Here is a 24,657-nt window from a genome sequence, read left to right as displayed (position 1 = left end):
GACGCTGTAGCGCAGCACTTTTGGTAGCTGCGATACGTTTCGGCGAGGCGTGGTCATGACCGTCCAACCCGACGCGGGCAAATCCGCCCCCGCTATTGCCCGCACCCGCGCTGGTCGCCAGTCCCGAATCATCGAACTGCTGACAGCGCACGCGGTCCGCAGCCAAACCGAACTGGCCGCACTGCTCGCCGCCGAAGGCATCGAAACCACCCAGGCCACCCTCTCCCGCGACCTCGATGAACTCGGCGCGGTGAAATTGCGCGCCGCCGACGGCGGTGCGGGCGTCTACGTGGTGCCCGAAGACGGCAGCCCCGTCCGCGGCGTCACCGGCGGCACCGACCGCCTCTCCAAACTCCTCGGCGATCTGCTCGTCTCCACCGACGCCAGCGGCAATATCGCCGTCCTGCGCACCCCGCCAGGCGCCGCCCACTATCTGGCCAGCGCCCTGGACCGAGCCGCATTGCCCTTCGTCGTCGGCACCATCGCCGGCGACGACACCATCGCCGTCATCGCCCGCGAACCCCTCACCGGCGCGGAACTAGCCGCCAAGATCGAGGCCCTCGCCTGAATCGAGCAACGGCGCTCAGGCGTTGGCCGATGCCGTCGGATCGGGAGACCGAGGTTGTCGCGAAGCGTCGTCCGGCGTATTCGGTCACCTCACATGTGGCACAACGGATGTGCGGTAACCACCGGGATGCGATGCCATCTCGGGAGCGCGATCTGCGGTTGCCGCCGAGCCTCACCCGAAGGGGTATTGGCCGCCGCCGTGGGGCATGTTGTTGCCGGGCGTGCCGACATTGATGATGTCTTGGATCAGGTCGACTATGGCGCGGCCTACATCGAGGACGTCGTTGCCGAGAGTGCTGAATTCTCCTGCGATGAGGTGCAGCATGGGGTCCGTCCTTCGCCCGCTCCGATAGTTACCCATTCCAGCGTGACATAGGTGCAACCGGGTGCCAAGACCTGGGAATTCGCCTGGCGAGCAATGGTTCCCGGTTGACTGTTCGCGCGGGTCGGACCGCCGAAGCCAGTCATACGGTGGCACGTACATGCTCCGCGAGCCGCCATATGACCAGCCGCGGCGCGGATCCGGCGGGCCGAGCGGACGCGCCCGGGCTGGATCCACGACTTGCGGCTCTTGCGATGGTGACCCGCTTGTCGGAGTGCTGATCTCGGATTTGTGGAGCAAGCTGGTAGCGAGGCGCGGCTCGCCGCGTCCCGGATCGGCCGGAGAGTCAACCGGGACCCGGTGGTGAATGGGCTTGCATCGTCGTGCATAATCATTTGCAACACGGTGTGGGCCGCCTGACGTGCGAAATGGGCGCGTTCGGTGCGCGCCGCGCCCACCGCCCGCGGCTGCGGGCACGACCTGCAGACAAGCACGAAACCGAGGAGCACATAGACATGTCCGAGCGCGTCGTACTCGCCTACTCCGGTGGGCTCGATACCTCCGTTGCGATCAGCTGGATCGGCAAGGAGACCGGCGCCGAGGTCGTGGCGGTCGCCATCGATCTGGGCCAGGGCGGCGAGGACATGAACGTGGTGCGCCAGCGCGCGCTGGACTGCGGTGCGGTCGAGGCGATCGTGGTCGACGCTCGGGACGAATTCGCCAACGAGTACTGCCTGCCGACCATCCAGGCCAACGCGATGTACATGGGCCAGTACCCGCTGGTGTCGGCGATCAGCCGCCCGCTCATCGTCAAGCATCTGGTCGAGGCCGCCAAGTTCCACGGCGCGAGCACCGTCGCACACGGCTGCACCGGTAAGGGCAACGATCAGGTCCGTTTCGAGGTCGGCATCGGCGCGCTCGCCCCCGATCTGAATGTGATCGCGCCGGTCCGCGACTACGCCTGGACCCGGGAGAAGGCCATCGCCTTCGCCGAGGAGAACCAGCTCCCGATCAACGTCACCAAGAAGTCGCCGTTCTCGATCGACCAGAACGTGTGGGGTCGCGCGGTGGAGACCGGCTTCCTCGAGGACCTCTGGAACGCGCCGACCAAGGACGTCTACGACTACACCTCGGACCCGACGGTCAACTTCGAAGCTCCCGACGAACTCATCGTCACCTTCGACAAGGGTGTGCCGGTCGCCATCGACGGCCGCCCGGTCAGCGTGCTCGAGGCCATCGTCGAACTGAACCACCGCGCCGGCCGCCAGGGCGTCGGCCGCCTCGATATGGTCGAGGACCGGCTCGTCGGCATCAAGAGCCGCGAGATCTACGAGGCTCCCGGCGCCATCGCGCTGATCACCGCGCACCAGGCCCTCGAGAATGTCACCATCGAGCGCGAACTGGGCCGCTACAAGCGGCAGGTCGAGCAGCGCTGGGGCGAGCTGGCCTACGACGGCCTGTGGTTCTCCCCGCTCAAGCGCGCGCTGGACGCCTTCGTCGCCGAAACCCAGGAGCACGTCACCGGCGAGATCCGAATGGTGCTGCACGGCGGTTCCGTCGTGGTCAACGGCCGCCGCTCCGAGCAGTCGCTCTACGACTTCAACCTGGCCACCTACGACGAGGGCGACACCTTCGACCAGTCCCTCGCGAAGGGTTTCGTGCAGATCCACGGCCTGTCCTCCAAGGTCGCGGCGCGGCGCGACCTCAACCAGAAGTAGCCGAGCGCCTCGTCTGCGCTCGGCGCGCGGGCCGGAGGCGGACTGCGTCCGGCTGTGACAATTAGGCTCGAACGGGTCGGCAGCGAGGGCCGACCCGAAGGGAGCGCTATGCGGACCGACGACGACAGCTGGGATATCGAATCGAGCGTGGGCGCGACGGCCCTCGGCGTCGCGGCAATGCGAGCAGCCGAGAGCCGCCGCCCGGACGCACTGTTCCATGACCCGTATGCCGAGGTGCTGGTGACCGCCGTCGGTTCGGAATCGTGGACGCGCATCGTGCGCGGCGAGATCCCGGATCTCGAGGAGGCCGCGATAGCGGCGATGGGACCCATTATCTCGGCCCTGATCGCACGTACCTGCTATCTCGATGCCTACTTCCAGGAGGCGGCCGCCGACGGCATCCGACAGATCGTCATCCCCGCCGCCGGCCTGGACGCCAGGGCGTATCGGCTCGAATGCCCGGTCGGCACAACGGTTTTCGAGCTGGATCTGCCGAAGGTTCTGGAGTTCAAGGAGAGCGCGCTCGCGGACTTCCTGCCCGCGGCACAGCGCCGCGCGATCGCGGTGGATCTGCGCCAGGATTGGCCAGCGGCGTTGCGGGACAATGGATTCGATCCGGCCGTGCCGACCGCATGGCTGGTCGAAGGACTGTTGCGTTACCTTCCTGCGGACGCTCAGGACCGGCTGTTCGACAACATCGTGGCATTGAGCGCACCGGGCAGTCGCGTCGCGATCTACCGCTCGACCGGTTCCGCACCCGACTCGAAGGCGTGGCAGGAGGCACGATCCGCCGGGGTCGACGTCACGGTCGATGTCGGCGCACTGTGGTACTCCGACGAGGGCCGCAGCGATCCGATCGACTGGTTCACCGCACACGGCTGGACCGTATCCCGCGCTGCCCCGGCCGAAGTGCTGCGCAGCCGCGGCCGCGATGTATCCGAAGCGGCCGCCGCCAAACTGAACACCGACATTTTGTTCACCGCCCGACGACCCGGAGGAGACAGCACACGATGACGCAGAGCGGCAGCACCAACGAAGGGGCGCTCTGGGGCGGACGTTTCGCGTCCGGACCGGCCGCGGCAATGGCCGCGCTGAGCAAGTCGACCCATTTCGACTGGGCGCTGGCTCCCTACGATATTCGCGCGTCGAAGGCGCACGCGCGCGTGCTGCACAAGGCCGGACTCCTGTCGGAGACCGACCTCGCCGCCATGCTGACGGGACTGGATCAGCTCGCGGCGGACGTGGATTCGGGCGCGTTCGTCCCGGCCGAGGCCGATGAGGATGTACACGGCGCCCTGGAACGCGGACTGATCGATCGGGTCGGCGCCGAACTCGGCGGGCGACTGCGGGCCGGGCGTTCGCGTAATGACCAGGTGGCCACGCTGTTTCGGATGTGGCTGCGCGATGCGGCCCGCCGGGTCGCGGCCGGACTCCTCGATATCGTCGACGCATTGCTCGCCCAGGCCGCCGCACATCCGGACGCCGTGATGCCGGGCAAGACGCACCTTCAGGCCGCTCAGCCGGTGCTGCTCGCCCACCACCTGCTCGCGCACGCGCATCCGTTGTTGCGCGATATCGATCGGCTCCGTGACTTCGACAAGCGGGCGGCGGTCTCGCCCTACGGTTCCGGCGCTTTGGCCGGTTCCTCGCTCGGACTGGATCCGGAAGCCATCGCGGCCGAACTGGATTTCGACGCTTCGGCGGCCAATTCGATCGATGCCACCTCCTCGCGTGATTTCGCGGCCGAGGCGGCATTCGTGCTCGCGATGATCGGTGTCGATCTCAGCCGGATGGCCGAAGAGGTGATCATCTGGAGCACACCGGAATTCGGCTACATCACCCTCGCCGACGCCTGGTCCACGGGATCGTCGATCATGCCGCAGAAGAAGAATCCGGACGTCTCCGAGCTCACCCGCGGCAAGGCCGGTCGCCTGATCGGCAACCTGACCGGACTACTCGCGACCCTGAAGGCCCAACCACTGGCATACAACCGGGACCTGCAGGAGGACAAGGAGCCCCTGTTCGACTCGGTCGCCCAACTGGAACTCCTCCTCCCGGCGATCGCGGGCCTCGTCTCGACCCTCACCTTCCACACCGACCGCATGGCCGAACTCGCCCCCGCCGGTTTCACTCTCGCTACAGATATCGCCGAATGGCTTGTCCGGCAGGGCGTTCCCTTCCGCGTAGCGCATGAGGCCGCAGGCGCGTGCGTACGAACTGCCGAGGCCCGCCGCGTCGGCCTGGACGAGCTAACCGACGCCGAGTTCGCCGCGATAGACCCGGCGCTGACCCCCCAGGTCCGCGACGTACTCACCGTCCAGGGCTCCATCGCCTCCCGCAACGCCCGCGGCGGCACCGCAGGCGCCCAGGTCGCAACCCAACTGTCCGAAATCCGCACCACCCTAACCACCCTCCGCCCCCACTTCACCTAACCACGCCCTAGATCAAGATCAGGTGGAATCTGTGGCGGCATCGCCCGAGAAGCCCCCGCCACCAGTTCCACCTGATCTTGATCCTCAGCGACCCAAGAGGTCGGCCACGTGGTTCAGGGGGGCGGCGAGGGTGGGGATTGTGTCGGGGTGGTGTAGTTGGCCGGGGGTGTAGGTTAGGAGTTCTTGGCCGGCGATGCTCCAGGTGGGGACGGCTCCGGCGACGTGTGCGTCTCGTAGTGGTTTGCCGACCAGCCAGCGGCCGTAGTCGGGATCTGCGGTGGCGATGCGGAATTGAGCGTCGAACCACTCATCGCCCGTTGCGTTCGGGCTGTCGCCGAACATCGATCGACCGAGTTTGGATATCGCGCCACGGGTGTGCACGGCGGTCGGGGGGAGCGGGCGATCCAGCAGCACCACCACCGCGATGAAGTGGTGCGTATGCGTCGTCGTCGTATCTCCACTCGACGACGTCGTTTGGTAGGAGTAGTCCGCTACGGTCACCCAGCGGCCGCCGATTTTGCCGGTCATCATCACGCCGATGCGCTCTCTTCGGCCGCCGGGCAGGCGTGATATCCAGTGGGGCCGTACGTTTTCCGCGAACGTCCACCCGTGCTCGGTCGCCCACTGCCACAGCGCCGCCCTGCGGGCGCGCTCGGCGCGAATCGACAACGGAATCAGCACGACCAGCAGCGTGATGATCAGCGCAATCGGCACACCCGCGATCAGCGTGATCACGATCGACGCTTCGGCCATGGCTCCTCCTCGCCCGACTACCGTCCGTACCCTGTGCCGGATCCGCGACTGTATCGCCAGGTATCCGACGACCGCAGCCTGCGCTATCGACCTTGTAATCGAGGCACCAAAAACCTTGCGGCCACGACCGGACGCCGGAGCCCCGGCGGTTTACGCTGCGCCGATGACCCTGCTATTGCTGGCGCTGGCCATCGCCTCCGAGATCACCGCGACCGTATCCCTGAAGGTCTCCGAGGGTTTCACCAAACTGGTCCCGTCGACAATCGTGGTCATCGGCTACGGCGCGGCCTTCTTCTTCCTCGCCCAGGCGCTGAAGCGCGGCATGCCGATCGGCGTCGCCTACGGCATCTGGTCGGCGGTCGGCGTCGCGGCCATCGCCCTGATCGGCGTACTGTTCCTCGACGAGCGGCTCACGTTGATCCAGGTCGGCGGCATTGCCTTGGTGATCCTCGGCGTCTTGGCGCTGGAACTAGGTGGCGCGCAATAACACCCGTGCACCAACTTGTCGGTGGGCCGTTATTGAATGCCGATCCATGAGAAGACATTTCGGGGCGGGGACCTTTACCGTGGATCGGCAAGCAGAGCCCGCGGCGTTGCCCTTCGCGGGCAATGATCCGGTGGAAGCGTTGGCGGCGTACGGGATCGAGCTTCCTGCGGCGTCGGTGGTCGAGCGAACGGTGTCCGGGGCGCCGGTGTGGGTCGTGTCGACCGAACCCGGGTATGCGGCGACCGGGCTGTGGCAAGACGTGCGGGCGGTGCATCCGAAAACCGGACTGTGGCCGGTGCTGACCAAGACCGATACGTGGTATCGGACCGGATCCGAGCACGGCTGGGAGCGCACGCGCGAGCTGTCGGTTCCGGAATTTGTCGCCAAGACCGACGGCGCGGACTGGCTGCGGGCGAAATATCGCGAGCTGTCGGCGGACGAGGATCCGATTCCACGCGGCGGACCGGACTGGGCCGATCTGGATCTCGAGCTCTACGACTACGAAGGATTCGACTGGGCCGATGTCTGGAATATCCGCGAGGATTGCGAGGAGTTCGATCAGCTCGCCCTGGTGCCCGCCGCGAATTCCTGGCTTGTTCCGTACGAACTTCGATGGTCGGGCACGGTCAACCCCGGCCTCGATGGCGCCGACCACGCAGTGATCCTGCGGCGGTGGGCGGCCTCGGATCGCCGGTGCGAGCTCGTCGCGCTGGAATCGGACACGCTGTGGCTCGGCGTCGAAAACGAGCCGGAACTGAACGAAGGCGCTGCGCTGGCACAGGCTCTCGAGGGGTACCTGTACTGCTCGGACGCGGCCGAACAGGATCGCGATTCGCTCGACGAACTCGCCGAATCCATGATGCGGCAGCTCTGGCGTTTCTGGTGGGACTGATCGGTCTCGTTGCGTCCTCTGCATTTTGCCGAATTCGTCCCATGAGAGGCGGCGGTGAACGTAGCATCGGCCGATGGATTGGACGTTTGCTCAGCTGAGTCGACGTGGGTGACGGCATGGCATCGGATGCGGGCGAAGTGGTACTCGAGGCCCAAGCGCTGGTGAAGCGCTACGGCAGCGTCGAGGCGTTGCGGGGAGCCAACTTTCAGGTCCGCGCCGGCGAGGTCGTCGCGCTGATCGGCGACAATGGCGCGGGTAAGTCCACACTGGTGAAATGCCTATCCGGGGCCGAACAACCGGATTCCGGCACGATCCTGCTCGACGGCTCGGAAACGGTGCTCGGCACGCCGACCGCCGCCCGCAAACTCGGCGTCGAAACGGTGTACCAGGACCTCGCCGTCGCGCCCGATCTCGACCCGGCCGCGAACCTGTTTCTCGGCCGGGAACTGGTTCGCGCCGGCCTGGCGGGCAAGCTCGGCATGCTCGACAAGAGCGCGATGCGAACCCAGGCCGTCGAACACTTCCGGCGCCTCGGTGTCACCTTGCAGCGCACCGATGTGCCGATCGGAGCGCTGTCGGGCGGCCAGCGTCAGAGCGTGGCCGTGGCCCGTGCGGTGATGTGGGCGAGCAAGGTCGTCTTCATGGACGAGCCGACCGCGGCCCTGGGCGTTGTGCAGCGCGAGCGGGTGCTCGAGGTGATCCGCAAGGTGCGCGACCAGGGCATCGCCGTCGTGCTGATCAGCCACAATATGCCCGAGGTGCTGGCCGTGGCGGACCGGATCGAGGTGCTGCGCCTCGGCAAGCGGGTGGCTCGATTCGTGGCCGCCGACGCGACGCTGGAGCAGTTGGTCGCCGCGATGACCGGAGCACTGTCACACGAGGACGCCGCATGACAAGAGCAACTGCCGTCGATGGCGGTACGGATCTGCCGCAACGCACTGTCGCGCAACGTCTTCTCGGCGCGAGCACGCTGTGGATCGGTGTCGTACTCGTGGTGCTGTGCGTGACCTTCAGCGTCATCCGCCCCGACGCCTTCCCGACCCGCTTCACCCTGCAGACCCTGCTCATCGAAACCTCGGTGCTGCTGGTGCTTTCGGTCGGGATGACCTTCGTGATCATCACCTCCGGCATCGACCTCTCGGTCGGCATGGTGCTGATCTTCGCCGGAGTTCTCGGCGCGAAGACCATGGAATGGCTGAGCCCCGACGAGAACGCCACCGCGGCGGGCTGGGGGATCATCGGCCTCGGCTTCCTCATGTCCGTTGTGGGCGGCGGTATCTGGGGACTGCTCAACGGAATTCTGGTGGCCAAGGCCAAGATCCCGCCGCTGATCGTCACACTCGGTTCCTTCGGCGCGGCACTCGGTGCGGCACAACTGATCACCGGTGGCGTCGACACCAGAACCGTGCCCGACAAACTGCGCGATTCCCTGGGTTTCGGGACGTCGCTGGGTGGGGTGCCCAATCTGGTGCTGGTGGCCACCGCGGTGACGCTGCTCGCCGCGTGGGTGCTGCACACCACGCGATTCGGCCGCTACACCTACGCGATCGGTTCCAATGAAGAGGCCGCGCGGCGCTCTGGCATCGCGGTCACCCGCCATCTCGTAATGGTCTACCTGATGACCGGATTGCTCGCCGGGCTGGCCGGATTCATGAATCTGGCCTACTTCGGTACCACCACCATCGGTGGACACGGCACCGACAATCTGGATGCCATCGCCGGTGTAGTCATCGGCGGCACAAGTCTTTTCGGTGGTATCGGCACGATCGTCGGCACGGTCATCGGCGTCTTCATTCCGTCGGTGCTGCGCAAGGGTTTCGTCATCGCGGGAGTGCCGGTGTTCTGGCAGCCGATCGCGGTGAGCGCGGTTCTGGTCGGGGCGGTGTGGTTCGACCAACTGCGCCGCCGGGCGCGGGACCGCAAGTAGAGAGGTAAGCAGTTACAACGCTGCGCGATAAGAAAATAAGGCGGAGGTAGCCAGATGAGGGTGGCGAAGCGGACCGCGGTGGTGATCGGCGCGCTGGCGGCGGCCGGCGCGCTGGTGGTGGGATGTGGTGGCTCGGTGAACAATTCCGGCGGAACGGATGCCAAGAAATTGGTGCTGATTCCCGGCGTCGCCGACGAACCGTTCTACATCTCCATGCAGTGCGGCGCGCAGGACGAGGCGAGCAAACTCGGCTACAAGCTGGAGACGCAGGCGCCGACGAAATTCGACGCGGGCGCACAGACTCCGGTGCTGACCGGTGTGTTGGCCAACAAGCCGGGTGGCATCCTGATCGCCCCGACGCACGCGCAGGCGATGGCGAATCCGATCAAACAGGCCAAGGATGCCGGGATCAAAATCATCGAGGTCGATACCGCACTGGATGACACCTCGATCGCATTGTCGTCGATCGCATCCGATAACAAGAAGGGCGGCGAACTCGCGGCGCAGACGCTTGCGAAGCTGATCGGCGACAAAGGACCGGTGCTGGTGATCAACACCAAGGCCGGAACCTCCACCACCGACGCGCGTGCGCAGGGTTTCGAGGATGCGGTGAAGGCCTATCCGGGCATTACCTCGCTCGGGGTGCAGTACAACAATAACGAAGCGGCACAGGCGGCTTCGATCGTCACCGCGACCCTGGCCGCCCATCCCGACCTCGCGGGCATCTTCGCCACCAACTTGAGCTCGGCCGAGGGCGCGGCCACCGGACTGCGCAATGCGAATAAGCTCGGCCAGGTCAAGCTGGTCGGCTTCGACGCGAGTCCGAAACAGGTAGAGGATCTGAAAGCCGGTACGGTGCAGGCGCTTATCGCCCAGGATCCGGGCGGGATCGGTGCGAAGGGCGTCGACCAGGCCGCGGCCGCACTGGAGGGCAAGCCGGTCACCCGGAATATCCAGACCGATATGGTGGCGATCACCCAGGCCGATATGGATGCGAATTCGAAGTACTTCTACAAGCGGAAGTGCTGACGCAGTAACCCGGTCGAAACTGCGCTCAGCGTGCGCTTTTCCATCGGATCAGGCAATCGCGCCGGGTTCGCGCGAAAAGTGCACGCTCGGCGTATTGCGGCCGGCTCAGCTGGCGAGCTAGTCCTCCACCCGCACGGTGTATCCCGAATTCTCCAGCGCGGCGAGCACATCGTCGCGATGCGCCGGACCACGCGTCTCCAACGTCAGCGAAACCTCGACCTCGTCAACGGCGAGCCACCCACCGGTCCGCGAATGCACCACATCGACAACGCTCGCACCGGTCTTCCCCACCACTGCGAGCAGCCCGCTCAACGCACCCGGCCGATCCGAAATCGTCACGCGCACAGCAAGGTAGCGACCAGCGGCACCCAGACCGTGACCGATGATCCGAGTCAGCATCATCGGATCGATATTGCCGCCCGACAGGATCGCGCACACCGGCCCCCGAAGCCCGAGTTCCTCGGGCTCATAACTCATCAGCGCCGCCACCGCCGCGGCGCCAGCGGGCTCGACGATCAGCTTCGCGCGTTCCAGACACAGCAGCAGCGCCTTGGACAGCGCGTCCTCCTCCACCGTCACCACCGCGGGCACATGCGCGGCGACATGCGCGAACGGCACCTCACCCGGCAGTCCGACCGCGATACCGTCGGCCATGGTGGACATCCGCGTCAACCGCAGCGGCTTACCGGCCGCCAGCGAATCCGGCCACGCGGCGGCCTCCGCCGCCTGTACTCCCACCACCCGAACCTGCGGCGCCACATGATGCAGTGCGATGGCGACCCCGGCCAACAGCCCGCCACCGCCGGTCGGCACGATCACCGTCCCGACCTCCGGCATCTGCTCGATGATCTCCAATGCCACCGTCGTCTGTCCGGCCACGATATCGGGGTGATCGAACGGATGGATCAGCGTCGCACCGGTCCGCTCGGCGAAATCCATTGCGGCGTCGAGCGAGTCGTCGACGGTCTCGCCGACCTGGCGCACCTGGGCCCCATAGGCCCTGGTGGCCACCAACTTCGGCAGCGACGCACCGACCGGCATGAACACCGTCGACCGAATCCCCAGCGAAGCCGCGGCCCACGCCACCCCCTGCGCATGATTTCCGGCACTGGCGGCCACCACACCCCGCGCCCGATCCTCCGCCGGCAGATTCGCGATCCGGAAATACGCCCCGCGCGGCTTGAACGACCCGGTCCGCTGCAAGTTCTCGCACTTCAGCCGCACTTCCGTCCCGGCCCGCTCGGACAATACCCGCGACGCCACCACCGGCGTCCGCCGAATCACCGGCGCCAATGCCGCCGCGGCCGCCTCGATCCGCTCGAGTCCAAGCAACTCCATGCGCCCATGCTGCCAGCCTCCGCCCCGAACTCGGGGCAACATCTCGGAATTCGTCCGATGATTCGCCGGAGTCGGTTGGGCTCCGCGCGGATACCCGAGTCGAATCTGCGCCGAGCCTCCTGATTCGATGCGGGAATGCCAACGATCCCGCTTATCCAGCCTTCGCGAGGTTGTGTGCAATGGCGCCGAGACGCGCCAGGCGTGCATCGCCCAATGGCGTGAGCTTCCCGCCGAGTCGGTTGGTGACGAACGCCAGCGACATACCCGTGGCCGGATCGGCGAACGCACCCGAGCCGCCGAGGCCGAAATGACCGAAGGCGGAGACGGGTTCGTCCCTCGACGGTTTCATCGGCACGCCGTGATAGCCCAGCGCCCACGGAATGCGGAAGGCAAGAACGTAATCGGGCGTGAAGACCTGACGTCGGGTGATCTGCTCGATGGTTTCCGGACGCAGCAGCTGGAAGTCGCCGAGTCGACCATCGGTGGCGAGCGCGCTGTACATCCTGGCCAGTGCACGCGCGGAGAAGACGCCGTTGACGCCCGGCATGACCGAATCGTGCAGGCGCGGATCGGAAACCATATCGGCGAACCCGCGCGGCGTGGTTTCGGCGGCGGCCGCGAAACGGGTCCGGCCCATGAGCCGGGCGCTGTTCTCCCAACTCATTCCTGCGACGGTGAGCCGGGGAAAGTTGGTGGCGATGCGACCGCGCTCGGATTTCGGTACACGGAACCAGAGTTCCTCCGCGGCAAGCGGTTCCGCGATTTCGGTACGCAGGACTTCGGTGAAATCCGCACCGGTGACCCGGCGGATCAGCTCGGCGACCAAGTGCCCGAAGGAGATTCCGTGATAGCCGCTGGTGTACGCGTGGCGCGGATCGGGGGAGCAGGCCGCGAGGGCGGCGGTGACCTCGACATCGTCGAAGAAACGCTCCACCGGGCCGGGCAGCAGTTCGCGCAGCCGATGCAGACCCGCACGGTGGGTGAGCATTTCCCGCACGGTTATGCGCTCCTTGCCCGCCGCCGCGAATTCGGGCCAGTAGGTGGCGACCGGCTCGTCGTAATCGAACAGTCCGCGCTCGGCCAGTCGGTGCGCCAGCGTCGAGACCACACCCTTGCCGGTGGAGTAGGCCATGGCCACGGTATCGGCGGCCCACGGCACGCCCGGATGGGCGAATCCGGCCCAGACATCCACCACCGGTTCGCCGTGCTGGTAGACCACGAGCGCGCCGCCGCCGTCGCTCGGACGCCGGAACAGCCTGTCGAATTCGGCGACCAGGCGCACATAGCGACGATCCACTGACTGCGTTGCCGTAAGTGTCATCGGAATACCTCTGTCGTTCGACCAACCAACAGCATGGCACGGCGGCGCCCCGGCCCTCCACGGTGCCGAAACTACCAACCTTGCGACCGGTCGGTTCGGTGAACGTTTCCTGACCGTCACATCCGTAACCGAGATCGCAATACGGGTCGCATAGCGTATCCGCATGCCCCCGAGACGACGTTCGGCGCTGCTCGCGAGGCTGGTTGTCGACGAACCAGGCCGACCGCAAGTGATCCTCGGCGAACTGCGCCGGGTGATTCTGGACGGTGCCGTGCCGCCGTGCACCGTCATCCCGCTGCGCGAAGTCGCCGAACTATTCGGCGTCAGCCATATCCCGGTGCGCGAGGCGCTCAAGACGCTGATCGGGGAGGGGCTGGTCACGCATCGGCCGCACGGCGGGTACGCGGTCGCCCAGCTGACCTCCAATGAGCTGCGCGAGATGTACATCGTGCGGGAAACCCTGGAAACCGCCTCACTGGTGGCGGCCGCCCTGAATGCCACCGATGCCGACCGCGCGCAGCTGTTAGAGGTGAATTCGCTACTGGAACAGGCGATTCGCGACGACGACCCGGTCGCCTATCATCGTCAGTCGCGCCATTTCCACGTGGCGTTGACCAAGCCGTCACGCATGTTCCGGTTGCTGCACATGCTCGAATCGGCGTGGAATGTCACCGAGCCGGTGCAGTCCATGGTGCATATCGGCCGTGCCGACCGGGTGCGCCTGCACACCGATCACGCGCTGATGCTCGATGCGTTCATGGCGCGGGACGTGGATCGCCTGCTGCTGGTGGCCGAACGGCATCACCGCAGGTTGGAGTCGGTAATCGCGACGCTGCCCACCGATACCGGACTGCTCGCGCCGGAAGATATATCTGTCGCGCAATAGCCGGGCAATAACTGCGCAATGGCTGGGCAATGCGTGGTTCCTACCGTCGTTTCGATCACAGTTTCGCCCTCGGATGGGAAACACCATGACCGAAACGCTCACCACCGCGGCCCAGCCCGTGACCGCGCCACCCGCCGCGCCCGCGTACGACCCACGATTGACGAACGCGGACCTGGCGCCGCTGCGCAAGCAGACCTGGGGTTCCTACAACATCTTCGCGTTCTGGATGTCGGATGTGCATAGCGTCGGCGGCTACGTCACCGCGGGCAGCCTGTTCGCGCTCGGACTGGCCAGCTGGCAGGTGCTCGCGGCGCTGCTGATCGGGATCACGATCGTCTATTTCTTCTGCAATCTGGTCGCCAAACCGAGCCAGGTCACCGGTGTGCCGTATCCGGTCATGTGCCGCAGCGCGTTCGGGGTGCTCGGCGCGAATATCCCGGCCATCATCCGCGGTTCGATCGCCGTGGCCTGGTACGGGATTCAGACCTTCCTCGCCTCGGCGGCGCTGGATGTCGTACTGGTGAAGCTGTTTCCGAGCTTGGCCCCATATGCGGTCGTGGATGACTATGGATTCCTCGGACTTTCGCTGCTCGGGTGGGGTAGCTATCTGCTGCTGTGGGTGGTGCAGGCCGGTGTGTTCTGGCGCGGTATGGAATCAATTCGCAAGTTCATCGACTTCTGCGGTCCCGCTGTGTATGTCGTGATGTTCCTGCTCTGCGGCTATCTGATCGCCAAGGCGGGCTGGAGTGCCATCGATCTGAAACTTGGTGCGGTGAAGTACACCGGTTGGGCCTCGGTGCCGGTCATGCTCGGCGCCATCGCGCTGGTGGTCTCCTACTTCTCCGGCCCGATGCTGAACTTCGGCGACTTCTCCCGCTACGGAAGGAGTTTCGCCGCGGTGCGGCGCGGCAATCTGCTCGGGCTGCCGGTGAATTTCCTGCTGTTCTCGCTGCTGGTCGTGATCACCGCATCGCTGACCGTCCCGGTCTACGGCGAGCTGATCACCGATCCCGTTGCGACGGTGGCACGCATCGACAACACCTTCGCGATCGTCTTGGGCGCGTTGACCTTCACCATCGCCACCATCGGCATCAATATCGTCGCCAACTTCATCGCCCCGGCCTTCGATTTCTCCCATGTCAGCCCGCAGAAGATCAGCTGGCGCGCGGGCGGCATGATCGCCGCGGTCGGCTCGATCCTGATCACGCCGTGGAACCTCTACAACAATCCGGAGGTCATCCACTACACCCTCGAGGTGCTCGGCGCGTTCATCGGTCCGCTGTTCGGCGTGCTCATCGCCGACTTCTATCTGGTGCGCAAGCAGCAAGTGCTCGTCGACGATCTGTTCACCCTGTCGGACGCCGGAACCTATTGGTACAGAAAGGGTTACAACCCGGCGGCGATCATCGCCACCGCCGTCGGCGCGATCGTCGCGGTGATCCCGGTGCTCGCCAAGGATGTCACCGGCATGTACACCGCCGCGCAGTACAGCTGGTTCATCGGCTGCGGCCTCGGCTTCGTCACCTACTACCTGCTGGCCACGCGCACTCGGCTGGCCGTCAAGGGGGTTGCCGCCTGATGCGCATCCGGGTCGTCAACCCGAACACCACGCGGTCGATGACCGACACGATCGAGCAGTGTGCCAAGGCCGTAACGGGTCAGGGCACACTGCTCGATGCGGTCACCGCCGAGATGGGCCCCGCCTCGATCGAGAGCCACTACGACGAGGCCCTCAGCGTCCCGGGCATTCTCGCCGCCATTGCGCGCGGTGAGCGGGAGGGTGTCGACGGCTACGTCATCGCCTGCTTCGGTGATCCGGGCCTGGACGCGGCTCGGGAACTGGCCTGCGGCCCGGTACTCGGCATCGCGGAGGCGGCGATGCGTACGGCCAGCCATCTCGGCGGTGGCTTCAGCGTCGTCACCACATTGAGCCGCACCATGGGCCGCGCCGATGAGCTGGTGCAGCGCTATGGCATGCAACGGTTCTGCCGGGGCATCCACGCCTGCGAAATCCCGGTGCTCGCACTGGAATCCGACCCGGACGCCCGCAAAGTCGTCACCGAGGCCTGCCGTGATGCCGTGGACGCCGACGGCTCCGACGCGATCGTCCTCGGCTGCGCGGGCATGGCCGACCTGTGCGAACACATTCGCGACGAGATCGGCGTTCCGGTGATCGACGGCGTCGCCGCCGCCACGCTCACCGTCCAGTCGCTGATCACCCTCGGCCTGCGCAAATCGGGTAGGGGAGAGTTCGCCGCCCCACCGCCCAAGCCGTACACCGGGCTACTGCGGGCCTTCGGCTCGAATCCCTGAGCGGGGGAGCGGATTTCGGTCAGGCTGCGGCCGTGGTAATGGCTGCCATGGCGGCGTCGGGATCGTCGACATCGACGACGAGGCGGGTGAAGCCGGGGCCGGCGAGGTCGATGAGGATGGCCTGGCCGTGGAATCTGGTGTCCCAGAACTCTTTGCGGCCCTTGCCCCGGTAGGTGCCCGCCGCGATCACGCCGGGAAAGAAGGTGCCGGGAGCGCGGACCCACGGCGGGCGCAGGTCGACCGGTGCGGTGGTGACCTCTTTGATATCGGCCAGATCGAAGGTCACGTGCTCGCGCAGGGCCAGCAGACGGTGCCCGCCGAGTACGTGAATCGTCACCTTGTCGTCCGTGACTTCGACCTCGACCATCGTGCACCTCGCTGATTTCAAGAACTCGTTCTCGATCCAGAATCCGAGTCGCTCCTGTTCACACCCTGTGCCATTCCTGTGATTTCCCGAAGGGTTTGTGCGGTGTGACAAACACCGCACCACGGCGACGCGGTTCGGCCGACGCGAATACTTGCCGAAACGTAGATATGCGCATCAAAGCATGAGATCGCTCACGTAGGTAGGTCCGAACCGAAAAGCAGCAAGGAGGCCATCGACGGAAACTCGGCCGAGGCCGCCACACGCGGATCACCGGTGATGACGCCGGAGATGCTCCGTGACTGCCTCGGCCCACGGCCCTTAAATAACCCGGACCGCCTCGTCCGCGATGTCGAGCACACCCAGCAACCACGGCGTGTAGCTCCCGGGATCATCGGCGATCGCATCGCGTAGCGCATCCGGCTGGATCCACGCATAGTCGGCGACCTCGGCCGGATCGGGCCGCGGCCCCGCGGTGCGCAAGAACGCCGCATCCAACCGCCCGACCAGCACGTGATCCCATTCGTGCTCCACGCGACCGGTCGCGCGATCCTGGGCGTGATACCGGAAGATCCCGACCTCGGTCAGCGCGGTGGCCAACCCCAACTCCTCGGCCAGCCGGACCGCCGCGGCCGCCGCAACCGGCTCATTCGGCGCCGGATGACCACAGCAGGTATTGGCCCACAGCAGCGGGAACCGCGTCTTCACCGCGGCACGCTGCTGCAACAGCACCCGCCCCGCCTCGTCGTACAGCAACACCGAGAACGCGCGGTGCAACAACCCCGGCGCGGTATGAGCCTGCGCCACGGGGCACGCGCCGACCGCGTGCCCGGCCTCGTCGACGAGTTCGACGGGCAGGGTCTCGCGGTCGGTGATCGGCTCGGCCAGGGTTTCGCTCACCGGCCCACCTTATCGGCGGCGATCAGCAGGTATTGGAAGCTGCCCTCCTTGTAGGCGGTCAGGAACGGTTTCTCCACACCGGTCGCCAGTTCGGATTCGGTGCGCAGCTCCCAGTAGGGGATCGTCGCGGCGGTCAGATCGATGACATCGATCGGCACCAGATTGTGGTCGGCCATGGCCCGGAAGTACTCGCTGCGCGGATGGATCATGCAGCCGTAGTGGGCGTCGATCCAGCTGACCGAGGACGAGCGCCCGCCGGTGACATCGTTGGAGCAGCCGGTGATGCATACGTAGCGACCACCCGGTTCGAGCAGCCGGGAGAACTCGCCGAACAGGTCGCCGAGGTCGACGTACATGGTGGTTTCGTTGGTCCAGATGCCGCGCATGGATCCGGTGTCGAAGCCGGTATCGAGCATATTCCGGAAGTGGAAGCGCACCCGGTCCGCGACTCCGCGGTTCGCGGCCTGGTCATTGGCGAAGCCGACCTGATATTCGGAGATGGTGACGCCGTCGACCTGGCAGCCGAATCGCTGATTGGCCATGAAGCTGGTGCCGCCGCGGCCCGATCCGCCGTCCAGCAGCCGATCGCCCGGCCGGATATCGCCGAGGTGGTCCAGCAGCAGTGTGGCCTGCGCGGTCTCGAGCCGGTGCAGTTCCTCGACAATCCGCTCCTCGCGGGAGTCCTCCGGCCCGGACAGTGCCGCCTGATCGGGTTCGCCGATGCCGTAGTGGTGGTGGAAGAGTCCGTCGACCTCACCGAGTCTGGTGTTGACGCGGTCGTCGTTGGGGTTGTTATTCCAGTACTCGGCAACGGCCTTCTGGTAGTTGGTGCGCAGGACGGACCCGGTGTCCGAATTGAGTATGGTCATGCCTGATCATCCTCTCGTGTTGCGTTACTACTGATTTCGTTGCGGTACTGGCTAATTCGCGTCGTTGTAGCGCTTACTCCGGGCATGCCAGGCGCGGTTGCCGCCCATCCAGGCCCACAGCCCGCCGAGGAATCGACGCAGTTCGGCCGACCCCACGGCGGCCAACGGCCCCGCCTCCTGCTCGAAACGGTGCACCAGCTCGTCGTGGACGGCGGCCGTGCGTATCACCGCCTCGCGCCGTGAACACCGCTCCTCCGCTGCCAAGACCGTCGGCAGGTTGAATTCCCTACCGTCGGAAAGGTCTTCGCGCGCCATCGAATAAAGGTCGTTCACCATCTGACTCGCGAGCGCGGCCGTGGTGACCACCCGGCGCACCCGCGGATCGGTGTACTCGGCGGCTTGGAGCTCATAGTCGCCGACCACATCGATCGGCGCCATACACGGCAGGAAACTGTGCGGTTGCCGGTTGGTCAGGTACTCCCACACCGGTGGCATCCGGTGCGAGGCCCGCCAACCGGCCTCCGCGCCCAGCGCGATGAACCATCCGGCGATCTCCGTGCGCAATCGAGCGAGCTGAGCCGGGGTCGCATACCGGGACAGATGCTCGAAGGACGTACGGAACGCCCGCAGGATCGGATCGGCCTGCAGGGCACGTTCCAGCTGTGGCGCGTAGCGAGCTGGCAGATGGACGGGATCCATTGCTGCGGCGGCCAATTCGAGCCGGGGACCGAGTTCGGTCTCGGCGCTGGACGGCGTGCCGTCGGGTGCGGTGTCATCGGCTCCTTCCTCGCAGTAGTAATCGTCGACCGACCATTCGGAGACCGCGCATTTGGCGGCGGCGAGCAGCCGGTCGGGATCGTTGCTGTCCGGATGGGCGAGCATGATCAGGCGGCCGAAATCGGCATCGCGCAGTTCATCGAGTCGCCCGGCGTAGAGGCCGATATCCCGCGCCCAGTCGATGAGTCCGTCGTTGACCAGTTGGGCCAGCGCCGGGTCATCGCGCAGTGGCGGTGGACAGTACAGCGGTGGAATCGGTGCCGCCGTGCCGTGCAGGTAGGCCGACGCGGTACCTAATCCGGTGGGGCCGAAGGGAATCCGACCCTTGCCGAGGCTCTGTTCGGTCGGGGCCGATCCCGTCGGCGCGACCCCCTGCGCCGCGCCGACAGTGATCGATCCGGCATCGAACGCCACTGGTAGCGGCTGGAAACCAGCCGCCCGGGTAGTAGGTGTGCGTGCGGAGTCGGGTACCTCAGTAGCAGGTAGTCCCGTTTCGGCAGACGCGGACGGCGGCAGTAGGAGCGCAGCCGCGCCGAGTCCGCTGGGTCCGAGGAGGCTGCGCGGAGCAGGCGTCGTAGGTTCGGTGGGCCGGTCCAGTTCGGTTGAATCAGCTGCCACCACCTGGGTTTCGGATGATTCGCTGGTTGGTGTGCATTCAGATGTTTCCGTGTCTTCGGGTGTACTCGAGGCGTCCGGTGGTTCCGGAGCCGCCAGCGACAGCGTCGGCGGGGCGGTGGCATCGAGGTTCGACAACAGCGCGGCGACCGCGGCGGCCAGATCGTTGGCGGCCGCCGGTGCCGAGGCGCGCGAGAGCACCGACATCGGTCATCACCCCGGTCAGTCCGCCTGCCGGGCGACCAGGACGTTGTCGAGCACGCCCAGCGCGTCCGGCACCAGCACGGCCGCCGAGTAGTAGCAGCTGACCAGGTAGGAGATGATCGACTGGTCGTCGATGCCCTTGAAACGGACGTTCAGGCTGGGCTCGTATTCGTCGGGAATGCCGGTCTGGTGCAGCCCGATGACGCCCTGATCCTTTTCGCCGGTGCGCATGGCCAGGATCGAGGTGGTCTGGTTCTCGCTGACCGGAATCTTGCTACATGGGTAGATCGGGACGCCGCGCCAGGCGAAGACCCGGTGTCCGTCCACCTCGACCGGATCCGGATACAGGCCGCGCTTGCTGCATTCGCGACCGAAGGCGGCGATCGCCTTCGGATGTGCCAGAAACAGTTTCGTGCTGCGCCGCATGCTGAGCAGCTCATCCATATCGTCGGGTGTCGGCGCGCCGGATTCGCTGTAGATGCGTTGCTTCAGGTCGCAGTTGTGCAGCAGCCCGAAGTCGGCATTGTTGACCAGGTCGTTCTCGCGACGCTCGTAGAGCGCCTCGATGGTGAGCCGCAATTGCTGCTCGACCTGGTTCATCGGGTCGTTGAACAGGTCGGCGACCCGGGTGTGCACGCGCAGCACGCTCTGGGCCAGGCTGAGTTCGTACTCGCGCGGAGCGCCGTCGAGGTCGACGAAGGTGCCTTCGAGCAGCGGCTCGCCCGAGTGGCCCGAGGAGATCTCGATATTCGCCTCGCCCTTGTGATTTTGCGGTCGCGCGGGTGCGGAGGCGACACGGGATAATTGCTCGCGAAGTGCCGGGTTGGATTCGAGTACTTCGTCGAGCGTTTGCCGGGGCAGCACCAGCATGGTGGTCTGGGTAACGGTTTTGACGGTCACCGGCCAAATACCGGACGGGTCGACGAGTGTTTCGTCGCCGAAGAAATCACCTCCGGACAACATGCCCAACTTGGTTTGCTCGCCGTATTCCCCGGTGCCGATCTTGCTGAGTTTGCCGTGCACGATCAGCATGACCTGATTCATCGGATTGCCGAATTCGGCAACCACGGTTCCGGGTGCGAGGTCGCGCTGTTCGAATCGCTGGGCGAGCGCGCGCAATGTCTCCTCGTCGTCGAAGTCTCGCAATTGCGGCAGTTCGGTGAGTTCCATCGGAATCACCTTGGCCTGCGATCCGTCGATGACGAACTCGACCTCACCGTTGCCGACGGTGTGGGTCAGGCGCCGGTTCACTCGGTAGACACCGCCGTTGACCTGCGTCCACGGCAGCATGCGGGTGAGCCAGCGCGAGGTGATGCCCTGCATCTGCGGCTCGGACTTGGTGGTGTGCGCGAGCTGGTGGGCGGCACCGGTGCTGAGGCTCTTGCGGACGTTGTTTTCTGTTTGGACTGGCATTTCAATGGTCATGCGTGGTCCTCACCTGAGTTGGTCATCGATACGGTCGAATGTGCTGTACTGGTAGTCGACGGCTCTTCAGATTCGGTGGCGGTCACGACAATTCGACAGGCGGCATGCCTGCTGGGCTGAGACGACTTGGTTGCCGAGAGGTAGGGCGGACCGAGACATGGCAACGGGAACCGACGCCCTCAGTGCGAATTGGCTTACGCGACATTGCGTTCCGAACGGGATCGATCCTAAGCCGCTAAAGACGCTGTGCGCACAGGAATTCCGGAGAATAGTCCATGAGAATCGCGGTATGTTTTCTGGATGGTTACGACATGAACTCGATGCGGATAACTGCGGATAACGTCATGGGATGAATCGGGCTGTGCGGCGGCGCCGCTGAACGGTCGGTATTTTTCCGCGCGCCGCCGCCGGGTCGCACGGACGAGCATCCTCCAGATCGGCCCCACCTGACATGGAACCGGTCACAGCCGACACATAATGGACACACGGTGTGGGAAGCTCGTCTGAGCACATCGGGGTGTGTGATGCGGGTCACTTTGCAGGGTAGGGCCAGGAGCGATCGTGAAGTTCAATGGGAAGAGTGTGATCGGGTCGGTGCAGCGGTTGATGGCAACGGCCCAGAACGGCCTCGAGGTCATCCGCTTCGGCGGGTTGACCCACGATGTCGAGTCGTCGCCGTTCGAGATTGTGGAACGACGCAGAATGTATCGGCTGCGCCATTACTTCCCCGACGATACGACGCCGGGGCGTCCGGTCGCGGTTTTGGTGCCGCCGCTGATGGTGAACGCCGACATCTGGGATGTGAATGCCGAGGACGGCGCGGTCGGTATCTTGCATCGCGGCGGAATCGACTGCTGGGTGGTGGATTTCGGCTCGCCCGCCAGTGAGGAGGGCGGCTGGGAGCGGGATCTGGCCGATCACGTCCTCGCGGTCAACAGTGCCATCGATACGGTCTGCGAAGCGACCGGCAGCAGTGTGCACCTGATGGGGTATTCGCAGGGCGGCATGTTCGCCTATCAGACCACCGCCTACCGGTTCGGTAAGGGCGTGGAGAGCATCGTCACCTTCGGCAGTCCGGTGGACGTCGTCGCGGGGATGCCGTTCGGACTGCCATACGGCATGGTCTCCGATGTCGCGGAGTTCCTGGCAGACCATGTGGTGACCCGGCTGCCGATCACCGATTCCATGGTCCGGCTCGGCTTCCAGATGCTCGATCCGGTGAAGACAGCCAAATCGCGCATCGACTTCCTGCGCCAGCTGCACGACCGGGAAGCGTTGCTGCCCAAGGAACGTCAGCGCCGATTCCTCAACAGCGACGGTTGGGTCGGCTACGCCGGTCCCGCGGCCGCCGATCTGCTCAAGCAGTTCGTGGCGCACAACCGAATGATGCTGGGTGGCTTCGTCATCCGGGACCAGCCGATTTCGCTGGCCGAACTGAAGTGCCCGATCCTCGCCTTCGTCGGCGAGGTCGACGATATCGGCCAGCCCGCCGCGGTGCGCGGCATCGTCCGGGCCGCACCCAACGCCGAGGTCTACGAAGCCAGTTTGGTCGCAGGGCATTTCGGTCTCGTCGCGGGCAGCATGGCGACCAAGCACACCTGGCCGCTGGTGCGTCAGTGGATCGATTGGATGGACGGCGATCAGCCGCTGCCGCCGGAGATCGCGCCGATGGCCGAACATGTCGCGACCAACCGGCCGAATTCGGCGGCCACCCGCGTCGTGCACACCGCGGCCACCCTGGCCGAGGCGGGCGCCGGTGTCGGCAAGGCACTCGAGGGGATCGCCAGCAATACCGTGCGCGGTTCGATCGAACTGGCCGGTGAGGCCGCACGGGCGCTGCCGCGGCTGACCCGGCTCGGCATGATCCAGCCGCACACCCGAATCTCGCTGGGCCGCTTGCTCGCCGAGCAGACGCGCCGCGCTCCGCTGCGCGACCTATTCCTCTTCGACGATCGCGTGCACACCAACGCGGCCGTCAACGCACGCATCGATAATGTCGTGCGCGGGCTCATCTCCGTCGGCATCCGCCCGGCCATGCGCGTCGGCGTGGTGATGGAAACCCGGCCGAGCGCGCTGGCCACCGTCGCCGCGCTCTCGCGCCTGGGCGCGGTGGCCGTCCTGCTCGCACCCGGCAGCGAGCTGGACCGGGCCATCGAGCTTACCGGCATCAAATCCCTGGTCTCCGATCCGGAGAATCTGCGGACCGCGGCGGCCACCGGCACTCGGGTGCTGGTCCTCGGCGGCGGCGATACGCGCAGCCTCGATATTCCCTTGGGCGAGAACGTCATCGACCTCGAGCAGATCGATCCGACGCAGGTGCGGTTGCCCGCGTGGTACCGCCCGGATCCGGGTCTGGCCCGCGAATTGGCCTTCGTGCTGGTCACCGGCACCGGCGACCGGCTGGAGACCAAGTACATCACCAACCACCGCTGGGCCCTGTCCGCATTCGGCACCGCCACCTCGGCCGATCTGGACCGCAAGGACACCGTCTACTGCCTTGCGCCGCTGCACCATTCGTCCGGTCTGCTGGTGAGTCTGGGCGGCGCGGTCGCGGGCGGCAGCCGGATCGCACTGGCGCGGTCGCTGGATCCGACGCGGTTCGGCGAGGAGGTGCACCGCTACGGCGTCACGGTGGTCACCTACACCTGGACCATGCTGCGCGACATCCTCGACGCCGAGGTCTTCCCGGCCGGACACCAGCATCCGATCCGGCTGTTCATCGGTTCCGGTATGCCCGCGGGACTGTGGCGGCGTACCACCGAACAGTTCGCGCCAGCCCGGGTGCTGGAGTTCTACGCCTCCATCGAGGGCGATGTGGTGCTGGCCAATGTGACCGGTGTGAAGGCGGGCTGCAAGGGCCGTCCGGTACCGGGCACAGCCAAGGTGGAACTCGTCGCCTACGACCCGGTCACCGAGCAGATCCTGACCGACGGATCCGGCTTCGTGCGCCGCTGCGCGGATAACGAGGTCGGTCTGTTGATCGGCAAGGCGACCGAGGGCATCGACCTCTCCGACGGCGGCCTGCGCGGGGTGTTCACGGCGGGGGACGCCTGGATGCCGACGGAGAACCTGTTCCGCCGCGATAGCGACGGCGACTACTGGCTGGTCGATCGCATGGACACGGTGATCCACACCGAACGCGGACCGGTCTTCACCCAGCCCATCGTCGATACCCTCAACGACATCACCGCGGTCGATATGGAGGTCGCCTACGGTCTGCCCGTCGGCGAGCACGCGCTGGCGGTGGCGGCGGTCAGCGTCCGCAAGGGCTTCCGGCTCGAACCCAAGGACGTGACCGAGGCGGCGCGCGCACTCGATCCGGCGCAGCGGCCCGACATCGTGTACGTGGTGGCCGAGATCCCGCGCAGCTCCTCCTACCGTCCGTCCACGCGGGCCGTGCAGGCGGCGGGCCGTCCGCAGCCGGGACCCGATACCTGGTGGTACAACCGGGAATCCGACGCGTACGAGATCCTCACCGAAGCCGAGGCCGCAACCATCTTCGGCACCGTTTGAGCCCG

The 24,657-nt window shown here is 66.0% G+C and carries 22 protein-coding genes; 13 read left to right on the top strand and 9 right to left on the bottom strand.

The genetic code is table 11. The features are described 5' to 3' along the window. The first annotated feature begins 55 nt into the window (after window positions 1-55). The gene (locus tag ACHQ4I_RS09705; RefSeq protein ID WP_420771348.1) at window positions 56-568 is read left to right on the top strand and encodes an arginine repressor; all 513 of its coding nucleotides are present in this window, start codon (window positions 56-58) and stop codon (window positions 566-568) included. Window positions 569-739: 171 nt separating this feature from the next. Here ACHQ4I_RS09705 and ACHQ4I_RS09700 read toward each other — a convergent pair whose 3' ends face one another. Continuing rightward, entirely contained in the window at window positions 740-892 is a 153-nt protein-coding gene (locus ACHQ4I_RS09700) for a hypothetical protein (protein WP_420771347.1), read from the bottom strand. Window positions 893-1,404: 512 nt separating this feature from the next. Between ACHQ4I_RS09700 and ACHQ4I_RS09695 the strand changes: the two genes are divergently transcribed. The 3 genes from ACHQ4I_RS09695 to argH all read left to right on the top strand — a co-directional run bounded on the left by ACHQ4I_RS09695 (window position 1,405) and on the right by argH (window position 5,039). Continuing rightward, window positions 1,405-2,607, top strand: a complete 1,203-nt coding sequence (locus tag ACHQ4I_RS09695) for an argininosuccinate synthase (RefSeq protein ID WP_420771346.1) — start codon at window positions 1,405-1,407, stop codon at window positions 2,605-2,607. A 108-nt stretch (window positions 2,608-2,715) separates the two neighbouring features. Next, window positions 2,716-3,621: an SAM-dependent methyltransferase gene (locus tag ACHQ4I_RS09690; RefSeq protein WP_420771345.1), complete on the top strand. Its 906-nt coding sequence runs from the start codon at window positions 2,716-2,718 to the stop codon at window positions 3,619-3,621. Next, entirely contained in the window at window positions 3,618-5,039 is a 1,422-nt protein-coding gene (gene argH, locus ACHQ4I_RS09685; protein ID WP_420771344.1) for an argininosuccinate lyase, read from the top strand. The genes ACHQ4I_RS09690 and argH overlap by 4 nt, the downstream gene beginning before the upstream one ends. 84 nt (window positions 5,040-5,123) lie before the next feature. Here the strand turns inward: argH and ACHQ4I_RS09680 are convergent, their stop codons facing one another. Then, window positions 5,124-5,792, bottom strand: coding sequence for a hypothetical protein (locus ACHQ4I_RS09680; protein WP_420771343.1), 669 nt, complete (start codon window positions 5,790-5,792; stop codon window positions 5,124-5,126). Window positions 5,793-5,955: 163 nt separating this feature from the next. Here ACHQ4I_RS09680 and ACHQ4I_RS09675 point away from each other — a divergent pair, with 163 nt between their 5' ends. The 5 genes from ACHQ4I_RS09675 (at window position 5,956) to ACHQ4I_RS09655 (ending at window position 10,127) form a co-directional block, all read left to right on the top strand. Next, complete coding sequence (locus ACHQ4I_RS09675) at window positions 5,956-6,279, top strand: DMT family transporter (protein ID WP_420771342.1); 324 nt, start codon at window positions 5,956-5,958, stop codon at window positions 6,277-6,279. A gap of 46 nt (window positions 6,280-6,325) precedes the next feature. Continuing rightward, the gene (locus ACHQ4I_RS09670; RefSeq protein WP_420771341.1) at window positions 6,326-7,171 is read left to right on the top strand and encodes a DUF4253 domain-containing protein; all 846 of its coding nucleotides are present in this window, start codon (window positions 6,326-6,328) and stop codon (window positions 7,169-7,171) included. 116 nt (window positions 7,172-7,287) lie between these two features. Next, a complete protein-coding gene (locus tag ACHQ4I_RS09665; protein WP_420771340.1) occupies window positions 7,288-8,064 on the top strand; it encodes an ATP-binding cassette domain-containing protein in 777 nt (258 codons plus the stop codon). Then, complete coding sequence (locus ACHQ4I_RS09660; protein WP_420771339.1) at window positions 8,061-9,098, top strand: ABC transporter permease; 1,038 nt, start codon at window positions 8,061-8,063, stop codon at window positions 9,096-9,098. The genes ACHQ4I_RS09665 and ACHQ4I_RS09660 overlap by 4 nt, the downstream gene beginning before the upstream one ends. Window positions 9,099-9,152: 54 nt before the next feature. Beyond that, entirely contained in the window at window positions 9,153-10,127 is a 975-nt protein-coding gene (locus ACHQ4I_RS09655) for an ABC transporter substrate-binding protein (protein ID WP_420771338.1), read from the top strand. Between the two features lie 117 nt (window positions 10,128-10,244). Here ACHQ4I_RS09655 and ilvA read toward each other — a convergent pair whose 3' ends face one another. Together ilvA and ACHQ4I_RS09645 are read right to left on the bottom strand one after the other, a co-directional pair. Continuing rightward, window positions 10,245-11,465, bottom strand: a complete 1,221-nt coding sequence (gene ilvA, locus ACHQ4I_RS09650) for a threonine ammonia-lyase (RefSeq protein WP_420771337.1) — start codon at window positions 11,463-11,465, stop codon at window positions 10,245-10,247. 151 nt (window positions 11,466-11,616) lie between these two features. Next, entirely contained in the window at window positions 11,617-12,786 is a 1,170-nt protein-coding gene (locus ACHQ4I_RS09645; RefSeq protein WP_420771336.1) for a serine hydrolase domain-containing protein, read from the bottom strand. 163 nt (window positions 12,787-12,949) lie between these two features. Between ACHQ4I_RS09645 and ACHQ4I_RS09640 the strand changes: the two genes are divergently transcribed. The 3 genes from ACHQ4I_RS09640 to ACHQ4I_RS09630 all read left to right on the top strand — a co-directional run bounded on the left by ACHQ4I_RS09640 (window position 12,950) and on the right by ACHQ4I_RS09630 (window position 15,985). Continuing rightward, entirely contained in the window at window positions 12,950-13,672 is a 723-nt protein-coding gene (locus tag ACHQ4I_RS09640; RefSeq protein WP_420771335.1) for a GntR family transcriptional regulator, read from the top strand. An 85-nt stretch (window positions 13,673-13,757) separates the two neighbouring features. Beyond that, window positions 13,758-15,251 carry an NCS1 family nucleobase:cation symporter-1 gene (locus tag ACHQ4I_RS09635; protein WP_420771334.1) on the top strand — a complete coding sequence of 498 codons (1,494 nt, stop codon included), beginning with the start codon at window positions 13,758-13,760 and terminating at the stop codon, window positions 15,249-15,251. After that, window positions 15,251-15,985 carry an aspartate/glutamate racemase family protein gene (locus ACHQ4I_RS09630; protein WP_420771333.1) on the top strand — a complete coding sequence of 245 codons (735 nt, stop codon included), beginning with the start codon at window positions 15,251-15,253 and terminating at the stop codon, window positions 15,983-15,985. Before ACHQ4I_RS09635 ends, ACHQ4I_RS09630 begins: the two co-directional genes overlap by 1 nt. Before the next feature lie 19 nt (window positions 15,986-16,004). Here ACHQ4I_RS09630 and ACHQ4I_RS09625 read toward each other — a convergent pair whose 3' ends face one another. The 5 genes from ACHQ4I_RS09625 to ACHQ4I_RS09605 all read right to left on the bottom strand — a co-directional run bounded on the left by ACHQ4I_RS09625 (window position 16,005) and on the right by ACHQ4I_RS09605 (window position 21,139). Beyond that, window positions 16,005-16,352 (bottom strand): hypothetical protein, encoded by a 348-nt coding sequence (locus tag ACHQ4I_RS09625; protein WP_420771332.1) that lies wholly within the window; start codon window positions 16,350-16,352, stop codon window positions 16,005-16,007. A 318-nt stretch (window positions 16,353-16,670) separates the two neighbouring features. Beyond that, on the bottom strand, window positions 16,671-17,249 hold the full coding sequence (idi, locus tag ACHQ4I_RS09620) for an isopentenyl-diphosphate Delta-isomerase (RefSeq protein WP_420771331.1): 579 nt from the start codon (window positions 17,247-17,249) through the stop codon (window positions 16,671-16,673). Continuing rightward, entirely contained in the window at window positions 17,246-18,118 is an 873-nt protein-coding gene (locus tag ACHQ4I_RS09615) for a geranyl diphosphate 2-C-methyltransferase (RefSeq protein ID WP_420771330.1), read from the bottom strand. Before ACHQ4I_RS09615 ends, idi begins: the two co-directional genes overlap by 4 nt. A gap of 51 nt (window positions 18,119-18,169) precedes the next feature. Next, entirely contained in the window at window positions 18,170-19,717 is a 1,548-nt protein-coding gene (locus ACHQ4I_RS09610) for a family 2 encapsulin nanocompartment cargo protein terpene cyclase (RefSeq protein WP_420771329.1), read from the bottom strand. 15 nt (window positions 19,718-19,732) lie between these two features. Then, window positions 19,733-21,139, bottom strand: coding sequence for a family 2B encapsulin nanocompartment shell protein (locus ACHQ4I_RS09605; protein WP_420771328.1), 1,407 nt, complete (start codon window positions 21,137-21,139; stop codon window positions 19,733-19,735). A gap of 561 nt (window positions 21,140-21,700) precedes the next feature. Here ACHQ4I_RS09605 and ACHQ4I_RS09600 point away from each other — a divergent pair. Then, complete coding sequence (locus ACHQ4I_RS09600; RefSeq protein ID WP_420771327.1) at window positions 21,701-24,652, top strand: acyl-CoA synthetase; 2,952 nt, start codon at window positions 21,701-21,703, stop codon at window positions 24,650-24,652. The last annotated feature ends 5 nt before the right edge of the window (window positions 24,653-24,657 follow it).

This window comes from Nocardia nepalensis (assembly GCF_048910785.1).
In the GTDB taxonomy this organism is placed as follows: domain Bacteria; phylum Actinomycetota; class Actinomycetes; order Mycobacteriales; family Mycobacteriaceae; genus Nocardia; species Nocardia nepalensis.
This window is presented reverse-complemented; position numbering and strand designations above follow the sequence as displayed.